Raw genomic sequence first — 13,149 nt, 5'->3', positions numbered from 1 at the left:
CGGCACCTAAGCCCGCCCGGCCAGGAATGGTACAACCTGTTCGCCGAGGAGCACGGCTCCCAGCGCCACCATGATGATGCCGCTGGCGAGGGTCACTCCCCGCGCAGCACCGGGCCTGCTCTGCAGCAGGGTGCGTGACAGCAGGGCTACTGCCGTGTAAACCAGGCCGGCCAGCGCTACGAACGTCATGCCCAGCAGCCCCGACTGCACCGGCACGGGCAGGGAGGCATCGGCACTGACAAACTGCGGAATGAGGGCTACGTAGAAGAGGAGTCCCTTGGGGTTGATCCCGCTGGTGCCCATGCCCTGCAGGAAGGTGCGCAGCTGGGTGCCCGAACCGCCGTCGGCATCCGCACTGAAGCTGGCGCCCCGCCAGGATCGGAGGGTGCCCACGCCGAGCCACAACAGGTACGCAGCTCCGGCCAAAGTGATCCAGCCCAGGAGGCCGGGCATGCCGGCCAGCACCGCCGCGAGCCCGGCCACCAGCAGGGCTGTGTGGAGGACGTAACCGCCGCAGAGTCCGGCAACCGCGGGGACGAAGCTGCGCTGACGGAGCCCTGCGGAGATGGTGTAGGCCCAGTCCACTCCCGGGGTGCAGGCAAGCGCCGCGGCCACCACCAAAAAGGCCAGGAACAGCTGGGTATTCATCGGTTCTCCTGTCGAAGGGCTTTCAGGAGCAACCATAGGGAGAATCAGGCCATAAGTGCTGTCCGGTTTTCGCTTGACCCGCGGCCCAGGCGATATGTTTATTGCGTGATCGACAGCATCGACAGGAATATTTTGCGCCACCTGCAGGAGGATGGCCGGATGACGGCCACGGCGCTCGCTGCCAAGGTGGGTTTGACGGTGGCGCCGTGCCACCGGCGGCTGCGGGAACTGGAGCAGTCCGGGGTCATCCTGGGATACAAGGCGGATGTCGACCCCGCTGCCGTGGGCCTGGGATTTGAGGCGATCGTGTTTGTCACGCTGCGCCAGGTGGACAGGTCCACGATGGAGGTCTTTGAGAACCGGGTAGCGGATAATCCCAACATTATTGAGGCGCAGCGGCTCTTCGGCTCCCCGGACTATCTGCTGAAGATCATCGCGGAAGACCTGCCGGCCTACCAGCGCTTTTACGACACGGAGCTGACATCCCTGCCCGGGGTGGAGCGGCTGACCTCAACGCTGGTCATGAAGAACTTGAAATCCAACGCCGGGCCGCCGGTGTAGGAGCCAAGCCCCGCGGGTGCAGTGCCGCGGCGGGGCTTCAGGCTGCCGGCAGGACGTGGACGATGATGACCTGCGTGTCCTTGCTGCCGTCGAAGCGAAGATCGTAGTTCACGGTGAGTCCTGTGCCGGTTCCGGGCGTGATGGAGAAATCACTTTTCGATGTTGGGTCCAGTTGGGTGCTCTCAATCCACTCCTCAGCGGACTCGGCCGATATTCCGTACCGCTGCACGCCGTCCCTGATCAGCCCGAAGAATTCCTCGGGCGAGTTGGCAGTAAGAAAGTAGGTGATCTCGCTGAAGTCCGTTCGTTGATCAGTGGTGTTGAATCGGATCCTGTCCGTCTCGGCGGATATTTCACCGTTGGGGGCCAGGATGCTGAGGTTGATCTTGCCCGAGCCGCGGGTATTGATCTCGGGCCCGTAACTGTCCGGTGTGACCCGGACGGAGTCCTTTTCCAGCCGCCCGGAGCTCATGTCCAGCCGGGCTGTCCTGCTGTTGCGGATATTTTCCACGCCGACGGCATCGAGGGTGGAGAATGCTGAGGTTTTCACTGTGCTCCCTGCAGAAGATGAAGTGGGGCTGGCTGGTTCGGCGGGTGCCGGCACTGCTGTCCGGCAGCCGCCCAGGACAAGGAGTAAAAGAAGGCCAATGACGGCGGCGGTGCCCTTCCCCGGGGCGGTGGCCCGGGGGAGTCGGTTCACTGGTGGACCTCCGCGCCGAAGCCGTCAAGGAATCTGTCCATGATTCCCGCCACGTTGTTGGTTGGCCGGTACTGGTCCACCCTGCCGTCGAAATCCGAGCCGATGATCTGCGCTGCGCGGTCCGGATCCGTTGCCAGCAGGTGCTGGTAGGCCGGCAGGGTGTCCTGCTTGATGAGGTTCCAGCGCTGGTCCGCATCCGCGATGTTGCCGTCCGGGAAGCCCGTCGTGAAGTCGGTCCGGAATTGTGCCGGGTTGTCCCAGTTAGTGAAAGGGATGTTCTCCGGTCCGGGGCTTTCCACGCTGAAAGTGTAGGGAAAGACTTCGGGGTAGCTCCTGGCGCCGGGGATGGAGGGTTCGCCGGCAAGTGTCACCATATAGGTCACGGCTTCGCCGCCGGGATGGCTGCGCATATTGTCATAGTCGTCCGCGATGATCTCGTTTTGCTCGCGGTACAGCAGCGTTGTGTTGCCCTCACGGACCAGATCGGGGTTGCCGGAGTCGATCTGCGCCCACGCGTTAGCAGTGCCCTGGTCGATGGCACCCGAGTCGCGGAGCCGGTTGATCTCCTCGATGCCGCCGCTCATGTACGCCTGGTGCTGGCGGCCCTGGTCGAGGAAGATCTCCTTGTTCATGTCCAGCATGCTGGTTTCGTAGAACCGGATTTCCTGGTCCGTCATGCCCGCCAGCTGCTCCAGCTGGTCCAAGACCGGCAGCGGTATGTCCGAAGCAGGGTTGTCAGTGATCTGTTGGGCCAGGTCTCGAAGCATCGCCATGTCCCGGAAGCCGCCGGCAAAGGACGGGCCAATCATGTTGGCCATGCCCGCCCACTGCAGGTCCGGATTGGACAGGTACGCCTGGCCGTAGAAGTCGTAGACCTTGGCGATGGTCTCCCAGTTGTAGTCCGTGCCTTTGGAGGTGTCCCAATCCGCCGGATCAATGCCCATCTGCAGCATCGCCTGGCCGTTCCAATAGGAATTGAGGAAGTCCTGGTAGCCCTTGGAGTTCTTGCCGATCAAGCCTGAATCCGCGGCCGCATCCATGGCGCTCTTGGCGGCGGCCGGGTTGGCCTGGGCCCACTGGCGGAATTCGTCGGTAAGCAGGTAGGCGCGCCGTTCGGCCGGTGTCATGGAGGTCAGCAGATCCGTCAGGTCCTGGGGGGTTCCCCCGCCGGAGCCGCCCGTTCCGGGGCCGCCGGCGCCACCACCGCCGGACCCGCTGCTGCTGGCTTTCTCCTGTTCGTCGGCGTTGGCCAGCAGGGCCTTCGCCGCGGCCTCCAGGCCGGACGTTGCAGACCTTAGCAGTTTGGCGTGCGAGGAGGTCCACTCACTGCGGAACCGGTCGCCGTCCCTGCCTTTCCAAAGTCCTGAGCCGATGCTGCTGCCCAGTTGCTGCCTCAGGCCGTTGAGCCGGTTTGCGCCGCGGGTCAGCTCCTTGGCAAGCTGCCGGAGCTGCGCCACATCTGCCCCGTAGAAATTTCCCGCCATATGATCCCCCCGTTTGTTCCTGCCCGCCAGCCTAGCCGGGCCGCCACCGGCCGGCGATGGGGAGCACTATCCGTCCAAGAGTCCGGTGGTGCGGTACGGGATGACTTCGCGCAGGAACATGCTGGTGGAGGTCCGGACGATGCCGGGGCACAGGCGGATTTCTTCGGAGACGCGGTAAAGGTCGTCAGGGCTCCTGGCCACCACCCGTATCAGCAGGTCGGTGTCCCCGGCCGGTGCATGGCATTCCAGGACTTCGGGAATTTTGCGCAGCGCGGCGATGGCCTCGTTGAGGTGGCTCTGGTCCAACTCCGCGCTCACCGCTGCGGCAACACCCCGGCCCAGGGCCGAGGGCAGCACGCGGCTGCTGTTGGGCCGCAGCGCGCCGGATGCCGTCATCCGCTCCATCCGTGACTGCACCGTTCCGCGTGCCAGGCCCAGCTTCTGGGCCAACACCATGATGGGGACGCGCGGGTCCTCATCCAGGGCATTCAGGATGCGCTTGTCAGTGGCATCCAGTTCCTGCAATTTGATCACTCCCTGCCTGGTCCAGCCGCAGGAATTAGTCAGATTGACTAATCCAGCGCCTGCTTGTTGTTCTAACTGTAGAAGGCCTGCTGGAATAGTGGCAACAAGGGCAAAAGCTACCGCTGGTCCCCGCAGGCTACAGGTTCCCCGGCACACCACCCGGCACACTGGACACCGCTTCCCGCAAGGAGGCCGCCGCTGAATGAGGCTTGTTCACACCATGCTCACTCCGCAAACACGGCAAGAGCCCCTGAGCTACCGACGTCGGATTTCCGCAGTCATCGGTAGCTGAGGGGCTCTTGTGTTGTTCCGTCTAGGGTTGGTTCATGACCTCCGCCGGCCGCTTTGCCCCCAGCCCCTCCGGTGAACTGCACGTGGGCAACCTGCGCACCGCCATCCTTGCCTGGCTCTTTGCCCGTTCCACCGGGCGCAGGTTCCTCCTGCGCGTGGAGGACCTGGACCGCGCCCGGGCCGGCGCGGAGGCCGTGCAGTTGCGCGACCTGGCCGCCATCGGCGTGACGTGGGATGGGGACGTCGTCCGGCAGACAGATCGAGGAAACCTGTATGCCAAGGCGATCGCCCGGCTGGAGCAAGCGGGCCTCACCTACGAGTGCTTCTGCACACGCCGCGAGATCCAGGAGGCGCCATCGGCACCGCACGCGCCCCAGGGTGCCTACCCTGGAATATGCCGCAACCTGGACCGCGCTGAGCTGGAATTCAAGCGGTCCACGCGCCCTGCAGCCATCCGGTTGCGGGTGGACGTAACGGAATACACGGTGCAGGATGTTTTCCGCGGCGAATACACGGGGGCAGTGGATGACTTCGTGCTGCGCCGCAACGACGGTGTGACGGCATATAACCTCGCAGTGGTGGTGGATGATGCCGAGCAGGGCATAGACCAGGTGGTCCGCGGCGATGACCTGCTTCCCTCTACTCCCCGGCAGGCCTATCTTGCCTCGCTTTTGAATATTCCCATACCGGAATATGCCCACGTTCCGTTGGTGGTGAACCACGCCGGCGCCAGGCTGGCCAAGCGCGATGGCGCAGTGACGCTCGCGGATCTCGCGCAGGAAGGGGTGCCCGTCGAGGGGGTGCGGGACCGGCTGCTGGCTTCGCTGCGGTTGCCAGCGGGGAACCTTGACCACGCCCTGGGTGCATTTGACCCGGCAGGGTTGCCCAGGGAGCCCTGGGTCTGGCCCGGGAGCTGACTATTCCGGTGCGGGATTCCGCTCCAAAGCAGCCACGAACTCCTCCGCAAACCGCCGGACCCCGTCCCACTCTGTGTAAATGTAGTCGCGGCCGGTGTCCGTGTCCGCACTGCCCTGGCTGCTGACGATCTCCTTCATCATCATCCGCTTCAGGAACCCGTATTGGGTATAAAGGAGCGCCCCGCCAAATACGGCCACTGTCGAAGGATGCCAGCCGGTGGCGTCTTCGAACTCCGACACATACTTCTGTGCCTCCTCTGGGTCCGCGTGGGCGGAGAGGCTGACGGAAAACAGGGCGGCGGGCATGTGCTCCAGGGCATCCCGGTTCCTGCGGACGAAATCAGCCACGAACCCCTCGTGCTTTCCGGCGTGGATAGAAGCGCCCACGATGACACCGTCGTAGCCTTCCGGCAGGTCATGGTCTGCGTGCTTGAGGTCAAGGGTGTCGGCCCTATGGCCACGCGCCTGCAGGACATCGGAGATGTACTCAGCGATCCGCGCGGTCTGTCCCTCTGTAGTCCCATAGGGAATCAGGATCTTTGCCATGCCTCCCACTCTGGCGTTCACGGGAAACACGGCAAAGGGGCAAAAGTCCCGGCTAGTCCCTCCCCAGCGCCTCAATGTCCTCGAGGAAGTCCGCCTGCACTTCCGGGCTCACTGTAGTGCGGGTATCGCCGATGGCGTCGAGGTAGTCCTGGGTGGAGGGACCCTTCCTGACCGCCTCGCGGACGGAAACCTCGCCTCCGGAGGCCAGCCCGCCGTCGTCGTACACTGCCTTTTCCAGCGCCCGCTGGGAGGCACTCCGGGCGGCGTACTCGATGTCCGCGGGGGAGAATCCCTCCGTGCGTTCCACCAAAAGCTCCACATCCACCCCGTCCACCACGGTGGCGGGAATGAACCGCTGCCACATCGCCTCCCGGGCCTGCCGGTCCGGCAGTCCGATGGGGATGACGTAGTCGAACCGGCCGTGGCGCAGGAAGGCTGAATCCAGGGCGCGGATGAAGTTGGTGGCGCAGACCAGGAGCCGGCCCGGCTGTTCCCGGAACGCGGGGATGATCTTCAGCAGTTCGTTCGTGACGCCCTGCAGCGGCGACGGGGGATCCCCTGCACGCTGGGAGGCGATCTCCTCCACCTCGTCGATGAACACCACTGCGTGCTCCAGTTCGGCGATCTCCAGGAAGGTCTCGCGCAGCGCTCCGGCCAGGCCCTGCGGATCGCCGGCCAGGCGGGAAGGGAACACTTCCACGAACGGCCACTCCAGCCGGGACGCGATGGCCTTGGCGAAGGTGGTCTTGCCGGTGCCGGGCGGACCGAAGAGGACGACGGCGCGCGGCGGCACCACGCCGAACTCATCGGCCAGGTCGGCCTCGGCGAGCGGCAGCACCAGGCGCCGCTCCAGCAGTTCCTTTTCCTTGCGCATGCCGGCCACGTTTTCCCACAGGTCGCGGGCCAGGACACGCCCGCCCAGCTGGCCCAGGGCGCCGAGCTCCTGCCGCTGGACCGGGATGGTGCGTTCGAAGTAGCGCAGGTTCTTCTTGAGCGCGAAGCCGCGGCCCAGGAACGCCTCCACGCGGGTTTCGGATTCCGGCATCAGCGCCGAGAGCTTGTTCAGGCCGTGCGGAGCCATCCGGTTTTCGACGGCGGCCAGCAGCGAGGTGCCGATGCCCCTGCCGCGGTATTCGGGCAGGGTGGCCAGGAAGACGATCCAGCCCTGGTCGTGCGCGGCACGTCCGACGGCGGCGCCCACCACCTGCTCGCCCTGCACCGCCACCACCGCATGGTCCTTTTCGCAAGACGCGAGGACCTCGGACAGGGCGTAGACAGGTTCCACGTTGTTGGCCTTGAGCGTCTCCCAGAGGTGCAGGATCCCGTCCAGGTCCGCCGAATGGAAATCCCTGATGCGCCAGTTGGTCATGCGTTGCTCCTGTTTGGTTCGTCGTTGAGCCTGCTCAGCGTGCACTTCTGTGAGCATATGCGAACCAGGGCCTGCGGACGGTTGCGGCGGCGTTGCATGACGCCGGTTCAGACGCCCAGGGCATCCATGGTGGCGCGCAACGTGTCCGCGGAATGCCGCAAAGCTGCCATTTCGCCGTCGTCCATGGGCGTTTCCAGGACGCGGTGCACGCCGCCGCGGCCCACCACGCTGGGCAGGGACAGTGCCACCCCGGAGATCCCGTGGAGACCCGACAGCACGGTGGAGACCGGCAGGACGGCGTTGTCGTCGCGCAGCAGCGCTTCCACAATCCGGGCACCGGACAGCCCGATGGCATAGTTCGTGGCACCCTTGCCGGCAATCACCTTGTAGGCCGCCTGCACCACCTCCTTGGCGGTGGCGGCAAGGTATTCGGGCGTGAAGATCCGCTCGCCGCCGTCGGTCCAATCGCGGATGGGGACCGGCCCAATGGTTGCTCCGGACCACAACGGGAACTCCGTGTCGCCGTGCTCACCCACCATGCTGGCGTGGACGCTGGTGACGGAAACCCCCGCCCGGCGGGCCAGCAGCCAGCGCAAACGGGACGTATCCAGCACGGTGCCGGAGGAGAAGATCCGTTCCACCGGCAGCCCGGATATTCGCTGGGCGGCCACCGTCAGCACGTCGCAGGGGTTGGTCACCAGGACGTAGACGGCGTCCGGTGCGCGCTCAAGCAGCGGCGGCATCAGCTGCTCCAGGATCCGCACGTTGGTGCCGGCCAGGTCCAGGCGGCTTTGGCCGGGATTCTGCTTGGCACCTGCAGTGATGACCACGACGTCGGCGCCTTCCGTCACGGCGATATCCCCGCCTCCTGTGACGGTCGCCGAGGCTGCGGCGAACTGGCTGCCGTGCGCCAGGTCAAGGGCTTCGGCCTCCGCCTTGGGCGCGTTGACATCGAACAACGCGATGTTGCTGGCCGAGCCGCGGATCAGCGCGGCGTACGCCAGGGAGGTGCCGACGCTCCCGGCGCCCACTACTGCGAGTTTGGATCCTGCCATGGTGCCCTTCCCATCCGGAGTCGTTGAGAGTGTCCTACCCGAAGAGTAGCGTGGCCCACATCACTCGAACCCCACGTAGGAGCCACCATGCCACATCTCGGACGCCGGCTCGCAGCTGTTACTGCCGCGCTGGCAATGAGCGTCACCACCGGGGCCATCAGCCCCGCGTCCGCCGATCCCCGGCAGACCGACAAGAACCCCACGGCCACCGGCTATGGCGGCGCTGTCAGCACGGTGGACCCGGATGCGTCAGCGGCGGCCATCGAAGTCCTCAGCAAGGGTGGAAACGCGGTGGACGCCGCCGTTGCCGCGGCAGCCACCCTTGGCGTCACCGAGCCGTACAGTGCCGGGATCGGCGGTGGCGGCTATTTCGTCTATTACGACGCGAAGTCCGGGAAGGTCAGCACCATTGACGGGCGGGAAACGGCACCGGCCGGGATCAAGCAGGATGCGTTTATTGATCCAGCCACCGGCAAGCCTTACCCGTTCACCCCGGAGCTTGTCACGAGCGGAGTCTCGGTAGGTGTCCCCGGCACGCCGGCCACGTGGGAGCGGGCACTGGATCGCTGGGGCACGCTCAGCCTGAAGGACGCCCTGAAACCTGCCATCAAGGTTGCAGACCGCGGCTTCGTGGTGGATGAGACCTTCCGCAACCAGACGCAGGACAATCAAAAGCGGTTCGAGGCGTTCACCTCCACCAAGGACCTGTACCTGAAAGACGGCAAGCTGCCTGAGGTCGGCTCGATCTTCCAGAACCACGACCTCGCGGCCACCTATCGCATGCTGGCCAAGGACGGCATGAGCGCGTTCTACACCGGACCGCTCGCCGAGGAGATTGCCAAGACGGTGCAGAGCCCGCCGAAATCCCCGGACACCACCCTCCCGGTCCCGGTGGGTTCCATGACTGCGGAGGACCTGGCCAACTACGAAGCAGTGGACCAGGACCCCACGCACGTGAACTACCGCGGCTATGACGTCTATGGCATGGCACCCTCCAGCAGTGGCGGCACAACGGTTGGGGAGTCGCTCAACATCCTGGATGTGTTTGACCTGCCCGGCCTGAAGGCAGACCGGCCGGCCGTGCTGCACCACTACCTCGAGGCCAGCGCCCTGGCGTTCGCGGACCGGGGCAAGTATGTGGGCGACCCCGCCTTCGTGGACGTGCCCACCGAGGCGCTGACCGATCCCATCTTCGGCAAGGAACGGGCCTGCGAACTCGACCCCAACCATGCAGCAGCCAAGCCCGTCCAGCCCGGCGATGTGGCCAACTACGACGGCACCTGCCCGGCGGCACCGGCGGCGCTCGCCGACGAGAAGGACACGGAGAACATCTCCACCACCAACATGACCGTCTCGGACAAGTGGGGCAATGTGGTGGAATACACGCTGACCATTGAGCAGACCGGCGGCTCCGGCATGGTGGTCCCCGGCCGCGGATTCCTGCTCAACAACGAGCTCACGGACTTCTCCACGGTCTACAGCGCCACGGACCCCAACCGGATCGAGCCGGGCAAGCGGCCGCGTTCCTCCATGTCGCCCACCATCCTTTTGGAGGACGGCAAGCCGTTCCTGGCCCTGGGTTCCCCGGGCGGATCCACCATCATCACCACGGTCCTGCAGACCATCGTCAACCGCATCGACCTGGGCATGAGCACCCCTGACGCCATTGCGGCTCCCCGCGCGTCCCAGCGGAACACGGCCAGCGTCACTGCCGAACCGGCCTTCATCGACAAGTACGGCCCGGCCCTGACGTCCCGCTTTGGCCACAAGCTGACACCGTCGGGTGACTCGTTCACATCTGCCTCTGAAATCGGCGCAGCCACCGCCATCGAGTTCCTTGGGGACGGGCGCGTCCTGGCCGCCGCGGAGCCGGCCAGGCGCGGCGGCGGATCGGCCATGGTGGTCAAGCCGTCCAAGTGACGGGCTGAGCCACTCTTAAAACCCCGACGGCGGCACCCGCGTTCCGGACTTCCAGAACCCAGGTGCCGCCGTCGGACGTTTGAGGCGCGGTTACTTCTTGAAGGTGTCAGCCGGTGCGTTGGCGACCACCGGGGACATGCCGGTGAAGCCTTCACGGGTTTCGGCGATTTCGCGGATCCGGTGCCGGCAGGCGTACCAGCCGATGACCATGAGGACGGAGGCGATCGCGGTGACCAGCATGGTGAACGGTGAGTCGATAAAGACCATGATGAGGACGCCCACCAGGAAGAGCAGGGAGAGGTAGCCGGTGTAGGGGGCGCCGAACATCCGGAAGGAGGGGCGTTCCACCCAGCCCTTGTCGGCCCAGCGCTTGAGCTGGATCTGGCACAGCACGATGGTGGCCCAGGTCATGATGATGCCCACGGAGGCGATGTTCAGCACGATTTCGAAGGCTTCGGCGGGGACCAGGTAGTTCAGCGGAACACCGAGCAGGGAGACGACGGCGGTGATGGCGATGCCGCCGTAGGGGACGCCGGCCTTGTTCATGCGCGAGGCGAACTTGGGGGCCGAGCCGTTGACGGACATGGAGCGCAGGATCCGGCCGGTGGAGTAGAGGCCGGCGTTCAGCGAGGACAGGGCGGCGGTGAGGACCACCAGGTTCATGATCACGTCCACGCCCTGGACTCCGATGGAGCCGAAGAACGTCACGAAGGGGCTGACGCCCTTTTGGTAGGAGGTGAAGGGCAGCAGCAGGGCCAGCAGGATCACGGAGCCGACGTAGAACACGGCGATGCGGAAGACCACGGAGTTGATGGCCTTGGGCATGATCTTTTCGGGGTTTTCGGTTTCGCCGGCGGCGGTGCCCACCAGTTCAATGGAGGCGTAAGCGAACAGGACGCCCTGCATGAGGATGATCATGGGCAGCAGGCCGTTGGGGAAGATCCCGCCGTTGTCGGACAGGAGGTTGATGCCTACCTGCTGGCCGTCCACGGGGGTGCCGAAGATGACGAAGTAGGTGCCGATGATGAGGAAGGCGACCAGGGCGGCGACCTTGATCAGGGCGAACCAGAATTCCATTTCGCCGAAGACCTTCACGGAGACCAGGTTCAGGGCCAGGACCACGACGAGGGCGGTCAGCGCCCAGACCCACTGCGGGACGTCGGCCATCCAGGGGATGTAGTTGCCGAAGAAGTGCATGTAGAGGGCGGCGGCGGTGATGTCCACGATGGTGGTGGTGGCCCAGTTGATCCAGTAGAACCAGCCGGAGACGAACGCTGCCTTCTCGCCGAAGAACTCACGGGCGTAGGAAACGAACGAACCCGAGGACGGGCGGTGCAGGACCAGCTCGCCCAGGGCGCGCAGGATCAGGAACGCGAAGAAGCCGCACACCGCGTACGCGATGACCAGGGACGGGCCCGCGGCGTTCAGCCGGCCGCCGGCGCCCAGGAACAGGCCTGTACCAATCGCACCGCCGATCGCGATCATCTGGATCTGCCGCGGCTTGAGGTTCTTGTGGTAGCCCTTGTCCTCCGCGTGCAGGGAGGTTTCGGTGGCATGCGCGTGGCCACCATCAATCAGGTGGTCTGGAAGTGGGGTGTTTGCCATTGGGGATGTCCTTACAAACGGAGGAGGTGGTTGGGTGGGCCCACGCCTGCCGGGTTCCCTGGCCGAGCTTGCGAGGCGAGGGAGCAGGTGGGGATTACTTGCTGAGGTTGGCCAGGCGTTCGGGGCTGAGGAGTTCCTGGAGCTGGGCATCGGTAAGGAGCCCGTGTTCCAGGACGAGTTCCGCTACACCCTTGCCGGTGGCAAGTGCTTCCTGCGCGATGGCGGTGGCGGTGGCGTAGCCGAGGTGGGGATTCAATGCGGTGACCAGGCCGATGGACTGCTCCACGGTGCGGCGCAGGTGCTCGGTGTTGGCGGTGATTCCCCGGATGCAGCGGGCCGTAAGGGTGCGGCAGGCTGCTTCCAGGTGGGAGATGCTCTTGTGGAGGCTGTGGACGATGACCGGTTCGAAGGCGTTGAGCTGCAACTGCCCGGCTTCGGCGGCCATGGTGATGGTGACGTCGTTGCCGATCACCTCGTAGGCCACCTGGGAGACAACTTCCGGGATGACCGGGTTGATCTTGCCGGGCATGATCGAGGATCCGGACTGCACGGCGGGCAGGTTGATCTCGCCGAAACCGGCGCGCGGGCCGGAGGAGAGCAGGCGCAGGTCGTTGCAGATCTTGGACAGCTTAACGGCAACCCGCTTCAGCACGCCGGACAGGTGCACGAAGGCGCCCACGTCCTGGGTGGCTTCGATGAGGTCGACGGCGGTCACCAGCGGGAGTCCGGTGATCTCCGCCAGGTGCCGGCAGGCTGCTGCGGCGTACCCGGCCGGGGCGTTCAGGCCGGTGCCGATGGCGGTGGCGCCGAGGTTGATCTCGTGGATCAGCAGCTCGGCCTCCGCCAGGCGCAGCCGGTCCTCGCCGATGGTGACGGCGTAGCTGCCGAACTCCTGCCCCAAGGTCATGGGGACGGCATCCTGCAGCTGGGTGCGGCCCATCTTCACCACAGTGCGGAACTCCATGGCCTTGGCGGCGCAGGCATCCTCGAGTTCCTCGAGTGCTGCCAGCAGCTCGCGGGCGGCGAAGATTGTGCCCAGCTTGACGGCAGTGGGATACACATCGTTCGTGGACTGGCTGAGGTTCACGTGGTCGTTCGGGTGCAGCCGCGCGTAGTCGCCCTTGGGGTGGCCCAGGATTTCCAGGGCGCGGTTGGCGATGACCTCGTTGGCATTCATGTTCGACGACGTCCCGGCACCGCCCTGGACCACGTCCACCACGAACTGGTCGGCAAGCTTGCCGTCCATGACGTCCTGGCATGCCTGCCCGATTGCGTCGGCGCGTTCGTCGTCCAGCAGGCCGAGCTCACGGTTGGTGCGGGCGGCGGCCAGCTTGACCGCGGCAAGCCCGCGGACCAGGTGCATGTTGGAGGACAGCTTCTGGCCGGTGATGGGGAAGTTTTCCACAGCGCGGAGCGTGTGCACGCCCCAGTACGCGTGGGCCGGGACGTCCCGGTCGCCGAGCAGGTCGTGCTCCGACCTGGTCGGGGCGGAGGTGGTGGCTTCCGCCGCGGTATCGGTGATGGTCAT

At 65.5% G+C, this 13,149-nt stretch carries 12 protein-coding genes; 3 read left to right on the top strand and 9 right to left on the bottom strand.

The window, feature by feature from the left end:
- Positions 1–6 precede the first annotated feature (6 nt).
- Entirely contained in the window at positions 7–648 is a 642-nt protein-coding gene (locus ACFO0G_RS12905; protein ID WP_376978066.1) for a LysE family translocator, read from the bottom strand.
- Positions 649–753: 105 nt separating this feature from the next.
- Between ACFO0G_RS12905 and ACFO0G_RS12900 the strand changes: the two genes are divergently transcribed.
- Complete coding sequence (locus ACFO0G_RS12900; RefSeq protein WP_286400317.1) at positions 754–1,209, top strand: Lrp/AsnC family transcriptional regulator; 456 nt, start codon at positions 754–756, stop codon at positions 1,207–1,209.
- 37 nt (positions 1,210–1,246) lie between these two features.
- Here ACFO0G_RS12900 and ACFO0G_RS12895 read toward each other — a convergent pair whose 3' ends face one another.
- From ACFO0G_RS12895 to ACFO0G_RS12885, 3 genes are all read right to left on the bottom strand, one after another.
- Positions 1,247–1,759, bottom strand: coding sequence for a hypothetical protein (locus ACFO0G_RS12895; protein WP_350310799.1), 513 nt, complete (start codon positions 1,757–1,759; stop codon positions 1,247–1,249).
- 146 nt (positions 1,760–1,905) lie between these two features.
- On the bottom strand, positions 1,906–3,393 hold the full coding sequence (locus ACFO0G_RS12890; protein WP_376978063.1) for a WXG100 family type VII secretion target: 1,488 nt from the start codon (positions 3,391–3,393) through the stop codon (positions 1,906–1,908).
- A gap of 66 nt (positions 3,394–3,459) precedes the next feature.
- Positions 3,460–3,927: an Lrp/AsnC family transcriptional regulator gene (locus ACFO0G_RS12885; protein ID WP_376978061.1), complete on the bottom strand. Its 468-nt coding sequence runs from the start codon at positions 3,925–3,927 to the stop codon at positions 3,460–3,462.
- A gap of 317 nt (positions 3,928–4,244) precedes the next feature.
- On the opposite strand from ACFO0G_RS12885, the gene gluQRS reads away from it, so the two are divergent.
- Positions 4,245–5,126, top strand: coding sequence for a tRNA glutamyl-Q(34) synthetase GluQRS (gene gluQRS, locus ACFO0G_RS12880; RefSeq protein WP_286400313.1), 882 nt, complete (start codon positions 4,245–4,247; stop codon positions 5,124–5,126).
- On the opposite strand, the gene ACFO0G_RS12875 is transcribed toward gluQRS, so the two are convergent.
- From ACFO0G_RS12875 to ACFO0G_RS12865, 3 genes are all read right to left on the bottom strand, one after another.
- Entirely contained in the window at positions 5,127–5,672 is a 546-nt protein-coding gene (locus tag ACFO0G_RS12875; RefSeq protein ID WP_376978059.1) for a flavodoxin domain-containing protein, read from the bottom strand. It lies immediately after the preceding gene.
- 52 nt (positions 5,673–5,724) lie between these two features.
- Positions 5,725–7,041, bottom strand: a complete 1,317-nt coding sequence (locus ACFO0G_RS12870) for an ATP-binding protein (protein ID WP_376978057.1) — start codon at positions 7,039–7,041, stop codon at positions 5,725–5,727.
- A 107-nt stretch (positions 7,042–7,148) separates the two neighbouring features.
- Complete coding sequence (locus ACFO0G_RS12865; RefSeq protein ID WP_376978055.1) at positions 7,149–8,096, bottom strand: L-lactate dehydrogenase; 948 nt, start codon at positions 8,094–8,096, stop codon at positions 7,149–7,151.
- A gap of 87 nt (positions 8,097–8,183) precedes the next feature.
- Here ACFO0G_RS12865 and ggt point away from each other — a divergent pair, with 87 nt between their 5' ends.
- The gene (gene ggt, locus ACFO0G_RS12860) at positions 8,184–10,016 is read left to right on the top strand and encodes a gamma-glutamyltransferase (protein WP_376978053.1); all 1,833 of its coding nucleotides are present in this window, start codon (positions 8,184–8,186) and stop codon (positions 10,014–10,016) included.
- Between the two features lie 90 nt (positions 10,017–10,106).
- On the opposite strand, the gene ACFO0G_RS12855 is transcribed toward ggt, so the two are convergent.
- Positions 10,107–11,621 (bottom strand): amino acid permease, encoded by a 1,515-nt coding sequence (locus tag ACFO0G_RS12855; protein ID WP_286400302.1) that lies wholly within the window; start codon positions 11,619–11,621, stop codon positions 10,107–10,109.
- 94 nt (positions 11,622–11,715) lie between these two features.
- Entirely contained in the window at positions 11,716–13,149 is a 1,434-nt protein-coding gene (locus tag ACFO0G_RS12850; protein WP_286400300.1) for an aspartate ammonia-lyase, read from the bottom strand.

The sequence above is a fragment of the Arthrobacter sedimenti genome, from assembly GCF_042652025.1.
GTDB classification, from domain to species: Bacteria; Actinomycetota; Actinomycetes; order Actinomycetales; family Micrococcaceae; genus Arthrobacter; species Arthrobacter sedimenti.
Note: the sequence above shows the minus strand (reverse complement) of the source record. Positions and strands in the feature narration are given on the sequence as shown.